Origin of the sequence: Bacillus sp. AFS023182 (assembly GCF_002560575.1) — a bacterium.
GTDB classification, from domain to species: domain Bacteria; phylum Bacillota; class Bacilli; order Bacillales; family Bacillaceae_G; genus Bacillus_A; species Bacillus_A arachidis.
Map to the genome: position 1 here is coordinate 1 of NZ_NTRO01000079.1, position 17,822 is coordinate 17,822.

General features: G+C 34.3%; 15 protein-coding genes and 4 pseudogenes. 6 read left to right on the plus strand and 13 right to left on the minus strand.

Annotated elements, in window-relative coordinates:
- Positions 1–97 precede the first annotated feature (97 nt).
- Both CN288_RS25040 and CN288_RS25045 read right to left on the minus strand, forming a co-directional pair.
- Positions 98–1,318, minus strand: a complete 1,221-nt coding sequence (locus tag CN288_RS25040; protein WP_098303356.1) for an MFS transporter — start codon at positions 1,316–1,318, stop codon at positions 98–100.
- A gap of 59 nt (positions 1,319–1,377) precedes the next feature.
- Positions 1,378–1,953: a TetR/AcrR family transcriptional regulator gene (locus CN288_RS25045; protein WP_098303357.1), complete on the minus strand. Its 576-nt coding sequence runs from the start codon at positions 1,951–1,953 to the stop codon at positions 1,378–1,380.
- Positions 1,954–2,178: 225 nt separating this feature from the next.
- Between CN288_RS25045 and CN288_RS29895 the strand changes: the two genes are divergently transcribed.
- Both CN288_RS29895 and CN288_RS30280 read left to right on the plus strand, forming a co-directional pair.
- A complete protein-coding gene (locus tag CN288_RS29895; RefSeq protein WP_255260057.1) occupies positions 2,179–2,313 on the plus strand; it encodes a hypothetical protein in 135 nt (44 codons plus the stop codon).
- Positions 2,288–2,428 (plus strand): annotated as a pseudogene (locus tag CN288_RS30280) (IS4 family transposase); the annotation flags it as partial. The gene CN288_RS29895 and the pseudogene CN288_RS30280, both read left to right, overlap by 26 nt.
- Positions 2,429–2,646: 218 nt before the next feature.
- Here CN288_RS30280 and CN288_RS25060 read toward each other — a convergent pair.
- From CN288_RS25060 to CN288_RS25080, 5 genes are read right to left on the minus strand one after another with little or no spacing between them, the layout of a single operon-like run.
- Positions 2,647–4,008 carry a sensor histidine kinase gene (locus CN288_RS25060; protein ID WP_098303359.1) on the minus strand — a complete coding sequence of 454 codons (1,362 nt, stop codon included), beginning with the start codon at positions 4,006–4,008 and terminating at the stop codon, positions 2,647–2,649.
- Complete coding sequence (locus tag CN288_RS25065; RefSeq protein WP_098303360.1) at positions 3,996–4,658, minus strand: response regulator transcription factor; 663 nt, start codon at positions 4,656–4,658, stop codon at positions 3,996–3,998. Before CN288_RS25065 ends, CN288_RS25060 begins: the two co-directional genes overlap by 13 nt.
- 48 nt (positions 4,659–4,706) lie before the next feature.
- On the minus strand, positions 4,707–5,465 hold the full coding sequence (locus CN288_RS25070; protein ID WP_098303361.1) for a lantibiotic immunity ABC transporter MutG family permease subunit: 759 nt from the start codon (positions 5,463–5,465) through the stop codon (positions 4,707–4,709).
- 1 nt (position 5,466) lies between these two features.
- On the minus strand, positions 5,467–6,216 hold the full coding sequence (locus CN288_RS25075) for a lantibiotic immunity ABC transporter MutE/EpiE family permease subunit (protein ID WP_098303362.1): 750 nt from the start codon (positions 6,214–6,216) through the stop codon (positions 5,467–5,469).
- Positions 6,217–6,219: 3 nt separating this feature from the next.
- Entirely contained in the window at positions 6,220–6,924 is a 705-nt protein-coding gene (locus CN288_RS25080; RefSeq protein WP_098303363.1) for a lantibiotic protection ABC transporter ATP-binding protein, read from the minus strand.
- 159 nt (positions 6,925–7,083) lie between these two features.
- Here CN288_RS25080 and CN288_RS29080 point away from each other — a divergent pair.
- Positions 7,084–7,233: pseudogene (locus CN288_RS29080) on the plus strand (IS4 family transposase); the annotation flags it as partial.
- Positions 7,234–7,286: 53 nt separating this feature from the next.
- Positions 7,287–7,757, plus strand: a complete 471-nt coding sequence (locus CN288_RS25085) for a hypothetical protein (RefSeq protein ID WP_098303364.1) — start codon at positions 7,287–7,289, stop codon at positions 7,755–7,757.
- A 165-nt stretch (positions 7,758–7,922) separates the two neighbouring features.
- On the opposite strand, the gene CN288_RS25090 is transcribed toward CN288_RS25085, so the two are convergent.
- The gene (locus CN288_RS25090) at positions 7,923–9,029 is read right to left on the minus strand and encodes a pyridoxal-phosphate dependent enzyme (RefSeq protein ID WP_051588579.1); all 1,107 of its coding nucleotides are present in this window, start codon (positions 9,027–9,029) and stop codon (positions 7,923–7,925) included.
- A gap of 163 nt (positions 9,030–9,192) precedes the next feature.
- On the opposite strand from CN288_RS25090, the gene CN288_RS25095 reads away from it, so the two are divergent.
- Positions 9,193–10,065 carry a LysR family transcriptional regulator gene (locus CN288_RS25095; protein WP_176527736.1) on the plus strand — a complete coding sequence of 291 codons (873 nt, stop codon included), beginning with the start codon at positions 9,193–9,195 and terminating at the stop codon, positions 10,063–10,065.
- A 280-nt stretch (positions 10,066–10,345) separates the two neighbouring features.
- Here CN288_RS25095 and CN288_RS25100 read toward each other — a convergent pair.
- From CN288_RS25100 to CN288_RS25110, 3 genes and pseudogenes are all read right to left on the minus strand, one after another.
- Positions 10,346–10,673 (minus strand): annotated as a pseudogene (locus CN288_RS25100) (Rpn family recombination-promoting nuclease/putative transposase); the annotation flags it as partial.
- A 427-nt stretch (positions 10,674–11,100) separates the two neighbouring features.
- Positions 11,101–13,185, minus strand: coding sequence for a serine hydrolase domain-containing protein (locus tag CN288_RS25105; protein WP_098303366.1), 2,085 nt, complete (start codon positions 13,183–13,185; stop codon positions 11,101–11,103).
- A 93-nt stretch (positions 13,186–13,278) separates the two neighbouring features.
- On the minus strand, positions 13,279–14,445 hold the full coding sequence (locus tag CN288_RS25110) for a serine hydrolase domain-containing protein (RefSeq protein ID WP_098303367.1): 1,167 nt from the start codon (positions 14,443–14,445) through the stop codon (positions 13,279–13,281).
- Positions 14,446–15,066: 621 nt separating this feature from the next.
- Between CN288_RS25110 and CN288_RS25115 the strand changes: the two are divergent.
- Positions 15,067–15,963: pseudogene (locus CN288_RS25115) on the plus strand (IS4 family transposase); the annotation flags it as partial.
- A 315-nt stretch (positions 15,964–16,278) separates the two neighbouring features.
- Here the strand turns inward: CN288_RS25115 and CN288_RS25120 are convergent.
- Together CN288_RS25120 and CN288_RS29085 are read right to left on the minus strand one after the other, a co-directional pair.
- The gene (locus CN288_RS25120) at positions 16,279–16,977 is read right to left on the minus strand and encodes a hypothetical protein (RefSeq protein ID WP_098303368.1); all 699 of its coding nucleotides are present in this window, start codon (positions 16,975–16,977) and stop codon (positions 16,279–16,281) included.
- Between the two features lie 416 nt (positions 16,978–17,393).
- Positions 17,394–17,822, minus strand: a 429-nt coding sequence (locus tag CN288_RS29085) for a hypothetical protein (protein WP_098303369.1), incomplete at its 5' end; no start/stop codon positions are given.

Below are 17,822 nucleotides of genomic sequence, written 5' to 3' on the forward strand. Positions count from 1 at the left end.
TTGATGGATGTGGGGTACCGCCACATGCCCATCAAGCTAAGATTTTGAAGTATCCCCCAAATTAGATTATGACTCTGGCTTTTGGGGACATTAATAGTCAAGATATGTATTTACTTTTGGTTTTTGATAAATTTTTTGTATTATTCTTTATTAAATGAACGAATAAGGAAATTAAAGGCAAGGCTGCTCCAATGAGTAAAGTTACTTCACTATTAAATTTATAGTAAGTATAACTTCCAATCCATGAACCAAATGCTCCTCCCAAAAAGAAAATAGTCATATATAATCCATTAAGCCTGTTTCTTATCTCGGGATTCAAACCAAAGATAACTTTTTGACCTAATAATAAATTTCCTGCTACACCAATATCAATGCAAATGCCTGAAATAAGTATTAAAATTACACTAAATAGTGAATGATCTTGAACAAAAAATAATAGTACGATAGATAATAGTACGAGCGCCATTGATACATTAGTCATTGTAAAAATATAACCTTTATCTGCTATTTTACCAATAGTAGGAGTTAAGAGAGCTCCTGCTATTGCAACAAAGCCAAACAATGCAATTTCATTATTTGAAAAATGTAATGGCTCAGACCTTAATAAAATTGGAATAACTGTCCAATAAAGACTAAATGTTGCAAATAAACATGCGTGATAAAAAGCTCTTTGTTGTAAAGCAGAAGTATTTATTAGTAGCTTTACCATAGAAGCTATTAAATTTGGATATAACATGTTACTAGTCGACACTACTTTATAATTGGGCAAAAATTTTATAATTAACAGTAATACGACGACTAGAGTTATTAATGAAAAAAGAAATACCATTCTCCAGCCGAACCATTCTGCTATTCCGATAGATAATGGCCGAGCAATCATAATCCCAATCAATAAACCACTCATTACTTTACCCACATATTTACCAGTCTCTTCAATGGGCACAATCCTCATTGTTAGCGGAACTAACATTTGAGCCGCACAAGCTCCAATACCAATCACAGTTGTTAATATTAAAAAAACAATTCCATTTGTCGAAATTAGCGTACCAATTAAGGGAATAATAGTTAGCCCGATAAGAATTCCAATTATTTTCTTACTTTTAAATAAATCGGCCATTGGCACGATAAAAAATAAGCCCAATCCATACCCAATTTGCGTCAAGGTGGTGAGCAATCCAGATAAATCAGAAGAGATGTTCAAATCTTTTGCAATGAATTGTACAATTGGTTGTGCATAATAAATATTTGCGGCAAGCGAACCACAACTAATTGCCAAAATAAATATTAGAAAATTTGTCTTTTTAGTCAACTTTATCATTCCTTTTATTTATTTTAATTTTTTGGTACGTTCGTTCCGAAATTGTTGAAAAAGAAAGACTATAGGTCTGCAATAGTCTTATCCACTAGATTATAGGCTAGATTTTTCTCTTTTTTATATTTGGACATTAAATTAAGGCTATGATTTAAACTTAATAAAGAATATGCAACTAATTCAGAGTTAGCCTCTTGTAAAATTTCTCCTTTCTTTTTTCCTTCTTCAATGACTTGCTTAAATACTTTTTCAAGTTCATTAAAATCATTTATAAGTATTTCTTCTATGGAAGGATCGATATGTCCAATAAGCAGTGACGAATTAGTTATAATACAACTTTTAGGAATGTCATCTAAATAGCATTTTTCAATATGTTGATAAAAAAAAGATTTAAGTGATGCTTTCGTGTTTGTGTCACTAAAAAGTAGATTTCTCTTTCGACTGCCATAGTTTTTATAATGCTCTAAAACCTGTTTAAATAGTTCATCCTTATCTCCAAAACTACTGTAGAGAGTAGATCGACTTATTCCCATCGTTTCAATAAGGTCTGAAATGGATGTAGCGTCATAACCTTTTTCCCAGAATAAATACATAGCTTTATTCAAAGCATGTTCTTTGTTAAAACTAATATTTCTCCCCACTTTACAACACCCCCTATCATATAATTTAGTATAAAGATTTTGGAACGATAATTCCATAAAAACATTTCGAAACCAAGTCTTCCGTTAGAGGATGCTTTAATGGAGAAAATCAATTATTTATGGGATTTCCCCACACACCCATTAACTTAAGGATTTCGACTATTCCTGAAGTTAAAAGCACGTTACTATTCTCTTATGTTAATGAGAAAGGGTGACGTACTTTTTATGAATATGCATCAAAAACAAGAGTTGTCTTTATTTGCCGAAGAGTTATATCGCTATATGTCTCCCGCTGCACTTAATAAATTAGCTATAGAAGCAGGTGGAATGAAACGAATTACAACCTGGCAAAGTGTATGAATTACATGATGTATATGTAGGGGGCAAAGACAAATTACCTACTCGCATTGTGGTTTATAAATGTACGGAGGAGAAAAAACAAAAACGCCTACATGATCGAGCTATTCGTGAAAGAACCGCGTTTTGTATGAAAATATACCTTAAGTTGATGGATGTAGGGGTACTGCCATATCGTTATCAACCTAAGATTTTAAAGTACCCCCTAAATGGAAAATCTGTGTTTTTCATTTCACAAACTCAAAGTAAAATAGCCCATAGAACCACATATTCGCTCACATTCTCTATAGAATCTCATCTATTATGAAATAAACAAAGCCTCTTCCTGCATCCCTTCTACACTGATATTTCCAAAACAACTTTTGCACCACACAGCTTTTCTGAATTACTTAAGTGAATATTTCCACCATGCTGCTTTGCAAAGTTTTTCGCAATATATAGTCCGATTCCATGATGATGTTTTGAGTTTCTACTTTTATCGCCTCTAAAAAATTGCTCTGTAGCTGAACTTATTTCTTCCTTTGTAAATCCTCTTCCTGCATCCTCGATAATGAACTGGACCTTACTATTACTAGTTTCAACTGTGAACAGTAAATCACCATTTACCGGGGAATATTCAATGGCATTCATCATCACATTCATAATGGCCCTTTTTAAAACAACCTCATCAGCATAAATAAAATTCGGTATATCCTTAACCTCTTTCATTACATGTAACTGTTTGTCCAAAGCACAAATTGCACTTTCTTCTATAATATGATCAATAAAGTTTTGGAGTTCTATTTGCTTAAATTGAAGTGAAGTAACTTCCTCACATTTCGTAATGTCGAGCAAAGATTGCATATACATCTCCATTTCAGCAACACTTTTCAAAATATGCTCATTACATTTCCCCTGATCCGAATCCAGCATAAATTCATTTAACAGCTCGGCATTCCCTCTCAATATCGTTAATGGAGTTTTGACATCATGTGCTAAAGCAGCAATCTGTTCCCTTCGATTCATTTCCATCTCCCACTGTTTACGTAAGGAATCGTTCAGTTCATCTTTCATTTTTACTAAGGAATCTAATATTTCATTCACTTCTATTATTCTAGATTGCTCTACTTGAAAATCTAAATCTTCCTTTTGAATTTTATCGGTTACCTTTTTCAAAATCAGCATTTCCTTTGACAATGATTTACCAAAAGAACGAGATAGAAATAACACTTCTAACGCAAATAATAGGATAAAAGAGATAATCAAAGAAATGTCCGGGATTGGTAAATACTTCTGCAACACAGGATTTTTATAACTCGTATGCAAAGTATATAAAACGACACAAATATCTTTATTTCGTTTTATAACTGCATAGTAGTATCCATCGCCACCTATTTCGTTGTTCTGTACGTTATCCCATATTTTCCTCGCATCATTTTTATGAATATTCCCTTGAATGATGTTTCCTGAAAAGTCATACACAGCATATTTATATTTTTTTAAAATCTGATCATCGCCCTGTTCTGCTTTTACTATGGCGTCTCTTTGCGATTCAATCTGTTTCTCATAATAATTTGCCGGAAGAATCATCCCCCTGTTAACTCCCATACTGAACAAACTAAGATGAAAAATGACTAAAGCAATTGTCCCTATTGAAAATGCGAAAATATACCGTATAAAAATTTTGCGGAGATTTATTTGTTTTTTTACCTTTTCCATTTATATCCGATTCCCCACACTGTTTCTATTGGATTCATGCCATACTTAGATAATTTATAGCGGATATTTTTAATATGTTCCACAATGACTTGATTGTCACTTTCGCCATCATATCCAAAAACATTTTCATAAATCTTTTCTCTTGAAAATACTTGACCGTGATTGAGAGCTAAATACTCACAAATTCCATACTCGCTTTTCGTAAATGCGATAACTGTATCGTCATACCTTATTTCTTTACACGATAGATTAAATGTAAGACCTGATAGAAAAAAGGCATTTTGCTTTTCCCTATGTTCACGTCTTACATGTGCTGACACTCTTGCACGCAATTCACCGATTCCAAAAGGCTTTGTAATATAGTCATCTCCGCCAAGACTAAGCCCTGTGATCAGATCCTTTTCCATTGTTTTAGCAGTTAGAAAGACAATAGGACTATCCACCAAGTCCCTGATCTCCTTGCAAAGTGTAAACCCATCTATTTCTGGCATCATGACATCTAATAGAATTAAATCATAATGACAAAATTTGTTCTTGGAAATCGTAAGAGGATTACGAACGGCAGTTACCTCATGTCCTTCTTTCTCTAAAGCGCTTTTTATAATATAAAGAATGCCTTCTTCATCATCAATTGCTAATATTTTTGCCATACAGATCCCCTCCTCCTTTCATTATAATGCTGTGTTTACAAAATGTGTTTACATTTCTTTACGCCCTTCATAAAAAGAAAACCATATAAGTGACATAATAAAAGCAATAATCGTTGAGCAAATACATATAACTACTCCCATTTGAGTATCTCCTTGTAAGGCATGAAACGAATCAGGTCTCAATCTGTATTCAAAAAAACTACTATACAATCGCATCCCCCATGCACACGGAATGTATTTCCAAATAACCTCTCCCAGCCCGGTAAGCATTAAAGCTGCCAGTACACTTTCTATAATGCCGATTCCAATGGAAGCACCTTTACTAAAGCGAAAGTTCAAGAACAGATGAAATAGATACATAAAGATTTGACATCCAAAAAGTATTAAGGAAATCTCAAAATACAAAGAAAGGGGAAATTCATTCTGCCCTAACAAAAAATGAAAACCTGCCGCAAACCCAAAGACTGCCAATATAGTCGAACAAAACCCGCATATTAACAGTAAACAGAATTTACTAATAAATGCTTTCCGCTTTCCGTATTCTGTTGCTAAAAGTTCTGTAAAGTTCCCTGCTAACGCTTCCTGTTCCACAATAGAAGAACATACAACACTAATAAGCAGTGGAAAAATCATAGATAATACTTCTATATAAACTGGAACCTTACTAATGGTATCAACTTTGGAAAAGGAATAGTAACTTAAAAAAAGAATAATCCCGATGATTGGCATCACTATATGTATCCAGAAAAAAATCGTACCTTTCATCTTTAGAAAATCAGCTCTTAATACCCTTGGTAAAACTCCCATTTTATTTTGCCTCCTGCTTTTCAAACCATTTTGTCGTCACATAAGTAAGCAAAAGAAACAGCACGACAGAAATGACCAGGCCTGGCAGTATGACAGAATAGGAAAGAAGTTCTGGTGTGAAAGTTGTACTCCCTGGTTCTGCAAGCATACCATTCGGTAATATTTTTACGATTGGAATCATGAGTCTACTTGGATATGCATATGGATTGATCAGCCAAATACTTTCTGTTGCAAATGCAAATCCTACTCCATTTGCTATCACATTTAATAGAACCGTTGAAAATATACCTATCTTGTTACCTAAAAATAAACATATAGGAATTTGCCACATAAAGGTAACAACCAAAACAAAGCTACCTAATAATGTATTCTTTACAGAGATTATTGGGAAACCACCTTTATTTAATAGTAAACTAAATAACTGTATGCCACAGAAAAAAATTATGCAGGAACAAATCAAAATTCCTAAAACCAGTAATACTTTAGAAACCCATACTCGTTTTAAGGAAACGGGCAAAGATAAAATAGCTCGATTATTCATTTTTTTATCCTTCTCGGCAAGAAGTGCACAACTTAAAGAAAGCATTCCTGGAAGAAAAGCGGCGTACCACCAGTTGTAACTAGTTATTTGAAAATACCCCCCCGATATTAATAGAGCAATCAGCATTGGAACTAATGGCGCTAGCCAGATAAGTTTATTCAAAAAAGTATGTCTGATTTTGATTTTTTCAGATACAACATACGGAATCATTTCTTATGCCTCCCTTCTATATTTCCCCGCCACTTGAACAAATAAGTTTTCCAAGTCTGTATTCTTATTCAGTTTCCCCTGATACCCCAATACACCATTCGATATAATCCCAACATGATCTGCAACCTGACTTACTTCGCTTAAAATATGACTGGATAAAATGACGGTAATTCCTTTGCTAGGGAAAGAAAGAATCAATTCTCTTAATTCCTGTATGCCAAAAGGATCCAGTCCATTCATTGGTTCGTCTAATATTAAAAGCTTCGGATGATTCAGTAATGCAATGGCAATTCCCAATCGCTGCTTCATTCCCATCGAAAATTTCCCTGCCTTTTTCTTACCTGTATTCTCTAGCTCTACAACACGCAATACCTCATCAATTCTTGACTTTGGCAATCCTAAAGCAGTCGTACGAACGAGCAAATTTTCTCTTGCTGTTAAATTTTCATAAAGCGGAGGTGACTCAATTAAAGCACCAATAGAATGTAAATCGTGCCGCGTCCATCTATGACCATCAAAATGAATCTCACCAGAAGTAGGCGTAAGCATGCCCGTTATCATTTTCAAAGTGGTCGATTTTCCTGCCCCATTAGGACCTAACAATCCATAGATTGAATGTTTCGGTACAGAAAGCGAAATATTTTGTACCACACTTTGCTTTCGAAATGTTTTGCAAAGATTTTTTGTTTCTAACATAATCTCATTCATTCTAATCTTCCTCCTCGTATATTGTGAGTATAGAATAAACGACAATTATAAGGATTCTATAAGGAAAATGAAAAAACATAGGGACAAAGAAAAAGCGCTTTTTGTATAAAGTTAAAAAAGTTGTTTCTGTAGAATCATAGGAAAGGATGGCGTTTTTGTATGTCTATTTCTGTATCTAATGAATTACAACTATTTGCTCAAGAAATTCAAAGTTTCTTATTTCCAAATACCTTACAGGATCTTGCTAGTGATGTTGGTTTTGTTCAGCGAACTAGCAAGTACCAAGCAAAAGATTTAGTCGGTGTTTGGTAGAATATGACCAAAATGTTAAACTTATTAAGTAAGAGAGGAGAACTAATTAAATGATTAAGCCTTTATATACAGAAAATATTATAGTAGGTGTAAAATATAAAAATAAGTTCAATTGGTATATAACTGAACCGGATTTATGGTATTTAGATTATAATCAAGCTGGGTACTCTCCTAGTGAATATCCAGAAGAAAGAAAAGGCATTAGTATTTTAAATGAGACTACAATAGCTCATTTTTTAGAAAGAATAGAAAAATATGAAAGATTTACAGAAGATATTAGGTTAGAATTTTTAAGGGAACTAAGAACTAATAGAGACGAAGCCTATTATGATTATAATCCATGTTTCTTGATAGATTTTGAGCGTTTAATTTTTTATTCTAATTATCCGGAATCAATATCTTTTGAAGAATATATTCCGAATAACTGGAGAGGTTATTTACAGCGATTTGATGAACAAGTACTCTATGAGTATAGATACTGGGAAGATAAGAATAAAAGCTATTTAGTTAGAGAGGATTAAGTCATGCAAGAAAATAAATTAACTATGAGGGGTATCACCACATCACTATCAGCCTAAGAAAACAGGTTACCCCCAAAATGATAAATAAGCTTTTTTCACAAGAAAGCCCAAAAATTTCGTTCTGGAGGTGTAATAAAGCTTTAGCTTGATGGAGATGGGATGAATTTAAACCTCTAAAAAACCTGAAGATGTCCCCATAGCAATTACGATGTCTTCTTTCTTTAAGAGGTTTTGATTCTTTAATTGATTTATCGTATGGATTACTGTGGCAGAAGAATTTTCAAGAAAAAGACCCTTTGTTAACAGGAATTGTTGATCTTGTTTTGCCTGTTCTTCATTAACTACTACTGCTAATCCATTAGATTCTTGTAATGCACTTAAAGCTTGGAAAGTCACCGTTGTTCCGTCTAATGATTTCAGCTCAGTTTCTCCAATAAACTCTTCTATATAGTGAACTCCATTTAATACATTTGTTAAACGAGGAAAGGGCTCAACTGCTATCATTTTGGGAAGTTTTATTGTATTTTTATTTAGGGTAATTTCTTTAAAACCTTGCCAAATTCCCCACAATAGGTCTCCCCTGGAAACTGGAACAATGATTTTATTAGGCACTCTTCCTTGCAATTGTTGCAAAATTTCATAGGCAATAGTTTTATAACCTTGAACTCCAATAAAATTACTTCCAACGGGAGGTGTTAAATAGTTGCTGGCAGGGTAAAATCCCTTGTCGGAATATTCCTTCAATTTAATCCATCTTTCTTCAGATGTATCAGTTAATATTAAGTTTGCTCCATAACCTTTAAGTATTGATTGAATACGATTATTTAAGTTTTTCGAAGCAATTACAACACATTTTATACCTCCGAAAGCCGCATAGGCTGCCAATGAAATCCCTGCGTTTCCACTAGATGCTACAACTACACCTTCCGATCCTGTTTCAATAGCTCTTGTTACAATTAAAGAACTCATTCTATCTTTATGTGAGCCTGTTGGGTTTTGACCTTCGTATTTTATGTAAATTTCCCCAAGTTCTTCTTTACCAATTGATATAGGAATCAATGGGGTATTTCCTTCCCCCATAGAAAAGTAAGATTTATAAGGTAATGCACAAGTAGTATCATCCTGTTTATATATTACTTTTAAACTTGACGGCATATTTTCAACCAAACATCTTGGGCAACCTTCAAAAAAATCAGCAAAATCATAGTTGTTATAACAACGTAAGCATTGCAAATAATTTATTTTAGGATTTTTTTTAATAGTTAATTTCAATGTAAACCATCTCCTAATTTCAAATAATATAATTAATATTTTATTTTGTTTTGCTGCGTTTATATTTCCTTATTCGTTAATTAGTGTAAAATGATTATTGATTATTGTCTAATTGAATTATTCTATGCTGATAATTGATTTTTCAAATAAAGAGGTGATATTCTTGGACTATGAACAAATTAAATCATTCATTTCTGTAGCAAATCATCGACATTTTACAAAAGCTGCTGACGAACTACATGTAACTCAATCAACAATTACTACTAGAATTAAAAATTTAGAGAGCTATTATGAACAACCTTTGTTTTATCGTTCAAACAAAAAAGTTGAACTTTCTGATTTTGGCAAAGAAATATTACCGTTGCTAGAGAGACAGTTAGAAATAATGGAGAAAACAAAAGACATTGCTAAAGAGTACAAAACGAAAGAAAAGATAATTTGTCTAGGATTAACATATTCTTTATGGAATCCTGTATTAGTGAAGTGGGTTGAACATATACATACTGCTTTTAAAAATATACATTTTAAATTTGTAACAGACCACTCTCCACAAATAATGGAGGGCGTTAAAGATGGTTCTATAGATATTGGAATAGTTTATCATGCTCCATTAAATGATAATATTAAAATTGAAGTAGTGGGGTATGATTATTTTTCCTTATATGGTGCCTCTTCTTTTCATATTAATGAAAGACTTACTTGGAATAACATTATAAACTATCCAATCGTATATCTAGATTGGGGAAGAACTTTTGATGATTGGTTTTTTAGAGAATTCGGTGAATCGTTTACACCCTTTGTGCAAGTCGGCCACAGTAAAACTTTACTGGATTTTGTAAAATCCGGACAAGGAATTGCATTTATTCCGGATCGAATCGTTGAATCATCAGATGGTTTGGAGAAAGTTCATAAACTTGCATATGAGTCTTTAAATCTGTTATATCCTCAGAAAGTGTATCTCATTGCGAAGTCAACCGCACTTAATAACGAGGCTATTCATTATTGCATAGATTCTTTAAAAAAATACTTATTTTAAATACACTTTTTATCAAGATAGAGTAAATTTATATTCATAAAATGAAAAAAACGCTATTCTTTTTGTAGAAATATACAGTTGTTCAACACTTTTAAAAAAGTCTCAAAACTTGTCTTAAAATCAAAATCTCATTATTCCTTAATTTTAGGCGTGCCGCCCACATTTTAACGAAAATATACGCTAAACGAATTTCAGCATAAAGCGAGTCATCTTTTTATTTTAAGAAAAAAGATGGCTCGCTTTATGCTGAATATTTACTCCACTATTCATAGCCAAGAAACTGTACAAAATGGATTTCAATATCGTCACTTAATACCTGTTGTGTTTTGACATTCCATAATTGTCCGATGGTGTGAAATGATTCGTCATAAGAAAATAATATGAAATCTAACAAGTTAATAGTAATTGTTTTTCGAAGAGAACGATACAGCATCCCCTTCCTGCATTTGGGATGTATAGAGTTTACTCCAATAATATAAAGAGCGTTTTACCATGTCATGTGTATTTCGAAGCAGAATTTCTATATTCACTTGTGTTCCGTTGTCTAGTGTGGCTAATAAATCTAAAATCGATAACTTATCATCTTCATAAGACTTATGGAGATGTGGTGCTACCACATACCCATCAAGCTAAAATTTTATAGTACCCCCAAAACAAAATTTTGTCCTAACTTGTAATAAAAAAGTTTATTTTTCATTTTGGGGTGGATTTGTTTTCTTAAGTTGATGAATGTGGGGTAGCATCACTTGCCTACCAACTTAAGAACTTAGTTTCTCCGTACTTTATAATTATGAGTATCATTATAAATTTTATAAACCTCAGATAATTCCTGCTGCGAACGTATTTATACCGAAAATATGAGTAAGGCAAAGGATAAATGCCCAGAACTGGTATGATAGATGTTTTTATAGAGTTTAGGCTTGATATTATTTGTTGAAATTTTTTTCGTAAAGATAATGAATAGATACAAACAAAACCAGCAATACACCTTTTCTGTATCATACTAGTTTTGTTGAAGTTCATCTTGAATTGTAGTTAATTTACCGAAATTACAAATTCCGAGTTCGGTGCCCCAGCAAATACAACTGTTCCGTTCTTCGGCAGTTTTACTTTGTTGTTGCCACTCACAACGGTAAAATTAACGCATACTCCCTTTTCATCATATACCACGAACGAACCTTTCGATGGCAATGTCACATTCATCATTTTCCCGGCTGCCGCTTTTGGGATCGTAAACCATTTCGCATGCCCATTTGCTTGCAGCGTAACTTTAGATGATCTCCCTACATCAAGTGGTTTTACATTACTTCCACTTACGTATAACAATCCGGCCATCTCCATATATTCATTGCCACCTTCTGTATAGAAGTGCGTTTCCGTCGTATCACGGCCATTCATCACTGGAATCTGGAGCTGATGCGTTGCTGTGTTTGGACCTATAATTTTTTTGCCATCCCAATAGCCCGCCAAGCCTTCGTCGCGATTAATTTGTATAATAATAAGTTTCGGTTGTACGAGATATTCAATAGAACTAAATTTCTCATTTACGAGATAGAATTTGACACCTTCCCGCTTCGCCCATGCGGCAGCGGTTTTCTTCGATAACACGTTGTCTTCTAGTTTCTCAGCTAAATAGTGAGTCATCACACCTTGCCCTAAGCCTGGATGCGATTTATATGTGCTCTCCTTCAAATAAGTTCTCCCATTCTTCTCGATCACGAAGTTGAGCTTGGAAGTGCCCTTCTCATTAATAAAGCTTCCATCCGCAGTATATACATATTTTTCTTCTCGATTAGATGTTAAGAACAATTCTCCTTTCTTCGTAATTTCAATTTTGAAATGAGTTTCACTATTGCCATAAAAGCCTGCATTCTTTGCTACGTCTTGAGGCATTTTTACCTTGACTGGCTTGCCAAAGGATTTGTTCGGCTTGACATCCTTAATAGTACCGTTCTCTTTAAGCGCGGCGAGCAGCAATTCAGTTGCCATCAATTGATTTGTAGAGCTTCGTCCACCAGATGACAACACAGCTGCTGCCATTCTCTGTTCCGGAAGCACAACTAGTATAGCATGTTGTAGCGCCGTATCGCCGCCCTTAGCCAAAGCTTTTATCCCATATTCACTAAATGGGTATAGTTTCACACTATCCCAGCCAAGACCATAGTTAAAAATATTATCTCCATCCCCTGGCCACATACCTTTTTTATATTCCTCTTGCTCCATCGCTTTGACTACTTTATCAGAGAGGATTCCTTTTCCCTGTCCCATAAATAATTGTGAAAATCGTACCATATCTTCTGCCGTAGAAGATATCCCTCCCGTACCAATCACATTCACTGATTCAATTGGAAGTTGCCCTTGGTACGGAGGAAAATAAAGTCCAGCCCGATTTTCGTCTCTCCATTTGTCCTGCGGCGTTTTTGTATGATGCATCTTTAAAGGTTCTGTAAACCGTTGATGTAGAAATTCTGTAAAGCTCATACCGCTGACTCTTTCCACTAAAATTTCGGCCAACGTAAAGCCATCGTTGCAGTATACCGAGAAAGCGCCTGGGTCTGCTTTCAAGTTTTGTTTGGACAATTGCTGCAATAAGACATCATGGGCATAGGTATCATTATCGTTAAATAAAAATGCATTACTTAACGTAGAACCTTGTAAGCCAGAGGAGTGATTCAACAACATACGTGGTGTAATACGTTTGTATCGACCGTCTTTCATCTCAAAATCAGGAACATAGCGGACAACAGGAGCATCCAAATCGACTTTTCCTTCATCGACCAATTTCATTACAGCCGCTGTTGCATACATTTTACTGACTGAACCAATCCCGTATAGAGTATCTTTTGTTAGCGGCTGTTTCCCTTCCATATCGTTCATGCCAGCCTGACCCGACAAAATAAGTTTTCCATTATCAATTAGCGCATACTGCACGCTAGTCGCCCCATGGGACTTCGTAAGTAGCGCCGCCTTCTCTGCTGCAATCTTCTTCAGCTCTTGGCTAGCTACTTCTTCACCAGTTACAACTGTAGTCTTACTGTCAGAAAATACTTTCGCCCCTGTTGGTAGAATCATAGTTAGCGCTAATGCAACGGCTAACACACCAGTTAGCTCATTTTTCATGAGGGAATTACCTCCTTAGATAAGTGATCGATTTTATAATCTATTTATTCGACTATAAAAATACGATAAAATTTATCCATTCTTCCTCTTAACCTACTTGCTAAATTCAGCAAGTAAAATATTTTTAAAAGGATCAGGACTATCAGCTTTAAGGCTGTTCAAATTGACGGCCAATGTGTGCTTGCCTCCAAGTGTGCCTCCAGCAAAAGTTACAAATCCAGGAATGGTGCCTCCATGTCCCCATATCGATACACCGTTGGAAAGCTTAATTTTAAAAATCCCAAGACCGTAATCACCAAGTTCATCTGTTCCTGTAGGGACTGTAGTAAGCATTTGCTTTAGTTGCTGTTCTTTCAATAAATTACCTCCAAGTAAGTAGGAGAAGAATTTGTTTAAATCATCAGCAGTAGAAATCATATCTCCGGCTGAGCTCGCCATACTTGGATTATAATAAGTAACATCCTTTGGCTCACTTGCCCCGTCTAGTTGGATATATCCACGAGCATGCTTGGTTCCTGGTATCACGCTTGAATTTCCAGGTAAGAATGTATTCGATAATTCAAGCGGTTCAATAATCCGATTTTCAATCTCTTCCGCATAGCTATTCCCAGTTACTTTTTCAATAAGAATCCCCAGTAATACATATCCTGTATTTGAATACGACCAGCTCTTTCCTGGAGCAAAATCTGGGGGCATGGAAATTCCCATCTTTATTAATCCTTCAGCAGTATAAGATTTTTTTGTATCCATCATATTAAAATCCTTTGATCTTGTGTACTCAGCGATACCACTTGTGTGGTTCAATAATTGCCGGATAGTAATCTGTTTATCATCATATCCATTTCCTTGAATGACACCAGGCAACCATTTTTCAATAGAATCGTCTAGATTCAAGCGGTTCTCTCCGGCCAATTGCAGTACAACTGTTGCAGTGAACGTCTTTGTCACGCTGCCAATTCGAAAACGAAAATCTGTTTTCATTGGTTTCTTGGTACTCAGATCCGCTATCCCAGCTGCATAACTCCATGTTTTTCCACCCTCAGAAGTTTTAGCAAGTATCCCTGGATATCCAAGTTGCAATGTATCCCGCATTGCCTCTTTGACGAAATTACGGTCTTTTTGAGTGCTTGTTTGTAACGAACTAGATACATTTTGAATGGACTCCGCTTTTACAATTGAGGTTGGAGTTGTATATAACAGTGAACCTCCAGTTATTAAAATTGCTAAACCTGTAAATGTAATTTGACGATGCTTTTTCATCAAAATATTCCTCTCCCCTATTCATATTTTATAAATGGTTATTTGCTGTTTTTAAACTAATCCGTCTTAACCAAAGACAAAAGGGCGATATTAAATTTGTAACCATTCTTATACCCATTATTTCATAACTGACTTTCTGACCTAAAAAATGGTCTATCCCTTTTTTCAGATGTATGTTAACTTTTGTAATGTCTCTTTACCTTCATACAAGTCTTATTAATTGATTTGTTTTTTTATATAAATATATAGTATTTGTTCCTCCTCTCACTCTTCTTTACATTTTAATCATACACACTGAAAATCTCTTTTTTCTTACCTATTACTTACAAATTTCTTACGTTCAAAATCACTTATATAATTGATTATTTTTTATTTTAATGACATTTAGTTGTATTAATTTGATAGGAATTTGACGGAATACAAAAGTTTATTTATTCCGAAAAATAAATTTAAATACATATATACTATTAAATATTTCACCTATACATTTCCTTACGTTATTCCTTATCATATATAGGGGGTTACGTCACATAGCTATCAAGCTAAGGTCTTATACTATCCATTAAGTAAAAAAGACGTTATTCTTTTTGTAGAAATATACAGAAAGGATGGCGTTTTTGTATGAGTCTATCGATTCAGGATGAGTTTCATTTGTTCGCTGAAGAACTACAGCGATATCTATCTCCACATATTCTTCAACAACTCGCACAAGAGACAGGTTTTGTAAAACGTAAAAGTAAGTATGATGCACGAGATTTGGCTGCTTTATGTATTTGGATTAGTCAACACGTAGCAAGCGATTCTCTCACCCGATTATGTAGTCAACTTTATGCAAATACAGCTACACTGATGAGTCCAGAGGGACTTAATCAACGTTTTAATCGATGCGCTGTTTTATTTCTACAGCGTGTATTTTCTCTTTTAGTCAAAAGCCAACTAAACGATTCATCTCAAATTTCAAATCAATACACTTCTTATTTTCAACGTATACGTATTTTAGATGCTACTATTTTTCAGGTCCCCAATCATTTGGCCCCTATTTATCCTGGTTCAGGAGGATGTGCACAAACAGCTGGTATTAAGATTCAGCTAGAGTATGATTTACATAGTGGAAAATCCCTCAATTTTCAAGTGGAACAAGGTAAAAATAATGATAAAACCTTTGGTACAGAGTGTTTAGATACCTTATGCCCAGGAGATTTATGTAATCGAGATTTAGGATACTTTTCTCTAAAGGATTTAGACCAGATGGATCAACGAGGTGTATTCTATGTTTCACGGTTAAAGTTAAATAATAGAGTATATGTGAAGAATGAATCTCCAGAATTCTTTCGGGATGAAACAGTAAAAAAGCAATCTTTATATGTTTTACTTAACCTTGAAGATATTATGCATCAAATAAAACCAGGAGATACTTATGAAATTCGAAATGCCTATATTGGACAACAAAAACTACCGTCGCGGGTTGTAATATACAGACTCACATCAACTCAAATTCATAAACGTAGGAAACAGCAAAATTAGATCCACGGTTAGAATTCAAAGCCCTATTGCCTTGGCAACCAAAAGAGGAATTTTTGTCAAGTTTTCCAGCTTTATGGGCATGGGATTAATATTGTTTATAAAGGAATAATTCATGGATTAACTGGCACACACAGTTTAGTATAGGCTATATGTCATGTTCAATAATTCTTAAAACTTAATATCATTAGTAAAACAAGGGAATGTTTGTAGACCAATCTACACTTCATTCCCTTGTTTTACATATATTACACTCCTATCACTCCTGGAAATATTCAGGTTAGTTGATATTAATTAAATGTTAACCAATAATTAGGAGGACTTCCTTTTTAAAATTATTCTTGATTTTATTGCTATGATTAATAAAATAATACCTAATAAACTTGTAAATATAGGGTAGATTATTGGGGAAAATATACTTGGATACGCACCATTTATATCAGAATGGTACCCCATTAATTTTAGACCTGTATAAGAAAAATTAACAAGGGCTACCCCTAAGTAATTCTGATTTCTTGTAGCATAGTTAAAACTTTCTTCTTTGTAGCTACCATCTTTATTAATGCTAATAATTTTCCATTTTCTTTCTTCTAAAGGATAACCATTACTTGTTATCCTCTGTAGAAAATATATTTGTTCTTCACCACTTATTTTATTTTTTACAGTTAACACATCTAGCCACGAAAAATATCTCCCTCCTCTTGGCTCATTAGAAATTAATATCTCATCAGGAGTAGAAACTTCTACCCCATTTATAAAAAGATGGGCCTTAACTACTCCACTGGAAGGAGTTCTTTCTTCCAATATCTTGATATGTACATCATCTATTTTTATTTCCTCAGCATCTAGTACATTCTCAAAACCTTCACTGTCTTTATAAGCATGATGTATTTCATATGTATCTGCAATTTTTTTACTTATCCAGTCCTCCCTAATAATATTGAACATGGGAATACAGGAAGGAACCAACAACACGAATGAAAAAATAAAATAAAAATAAGCTTTATTCATTTGTTTTCTCCCGACTAAAAATTTCAATATTTAGAATTTTACCATAAATAGATAGTATCTTGAATACCTGGCATAATGAACTCTTTTCTTCAAATGAAAAACACCTCCACTTAATTCGCATTTAGTATGCGAATTAAGTGGAGGTGTTTTTTTCATGTCCCATTAATGGGGTTCACTTTATTTCTCCACGGTTCTTTATTTTTGTATAACAGCTTTTATTGGGTGTTCTATGCGTTTATGCCGCGAAAGTCACTTGACCATGAGGGTGTAGAGGCTCGTGGTCAAGTGACTCGTGGAATAAAAAGCATAGGACGGAATCCCCAAAAAGGGTGAAAAACAGGAAATTTGTATATAACTTTATAAATTGTACGTGAGTAGTAACTACTAAATGAAATGTCATTGATAGAATACAAGTGTTATGTTATATTCAAAACTTTTGCTTTAAGAGCTCGAGCTCGAAAATTACTTTCATTATCATTTATACCAAAACGCTCACTAATTATCTCAAGTCTATACTGATAAGTGCCTGGTGGAGGAAAATCTATCCACGTAACGGAGGGGTTAAAATCAAGCTGGCTAGAAGTTGTTATTGGTATTGAAAAAACACGTTCAGCTGCCTGTGTAAGAAGATTTCTATCCCTAAATAGCTGGATTACAACGCCTGCACCATAAATAGTTAAACCCTCAAATGGAACATAATGGGCTGTAGCAAAGGCATCCAAATCAACTGCTTGACCTGGTAATACTGTTATAGGTGGAAGTGTTAAAGTTAGCGTGAGCGCAGGTCTTATTTCATTACTACCTGTGAAAGAAACACTAGCTATACCTGTTGGTCCTGTTGGTCC

Bases quoted from the DNA above. Each gene is read 5' to 3' on its own strand.
- CN288_RS25040 (WP_098303356.1), bottom strand. From the start codon at position 1,318: ATGATAAAGTTGACTAAAAAGACAAATTTTCTAATATTTATTTTGGCA.
- CN288_RS29895 (WP_255260057.1), top strand. From the start codon at position 2,179: ATGAATATGCATCAAAAACAAGAGTTGTCTTTATTTGCCGAAGAGTTA.
- CN288_RS25060 (WP_098303359.1), bottom strand. From the start codon at position 4,008: ATGGAAAAGGTAAAAAAACAAATAAATCTCCGCAAAATTTTTATACGG.
- CN288_RS25065 (WP_098303360.1), bottom strand. From the start codon at position 4,658: ATGGCAAAAATATTAGCAATTGATGATGAAGAAGGCATTCTTTATATT.
- CN288_RS25070 (WP_098303361.1), bottom strand. From the start codon at position 5,465: ATGGGAGTTTTACCAAGGGTATTAAGAGCTGATTTTCTAAAGATGAAA.
- CN288_RS25075 (WP_098303362.1), bottom strand. From the start codon at position 6,216: ATGATTCCGTATGTTGTATCTGAAAAAATCAAAATCAGACATACTTTT.
- CN288_RS25080 (WP_098303363.1), bottom strand. From the start codon at position 6,924: ATGAATGAGATTATGTTAGAAACAAAAAATCTTTGCAAAACATTTCGA.
- CN288_RS25085 (WP_098303364.1), top strand. From the start codon at position 7,287: ATGATTAAGCCTTTATATACAGAAAATATTATAGTAGGTGTAAAATAT.
- CN288_RS25105 (WP_098303366.1), bottom strand. From the start codon at position 13,185: ATGAAAAATGAGCTAACTGGTGTGTTAGCCGTTGCATTAGCGCTAACT.
- CN288_RS25110 (WP_098303367.1), bottom strand. From the start codon at position 14,445: ATGAAAAAGCATCGTCAAATTACATTTACAGGTTTAGCAATTTTAATA.
- CN288_RS25120 (WP_098303368.1), bottom strand. From the start codon at position 16,977: ATGAATAAAGCTTATTTTTATTTTATTTTTTCATTCGTGTTGTTGGTT.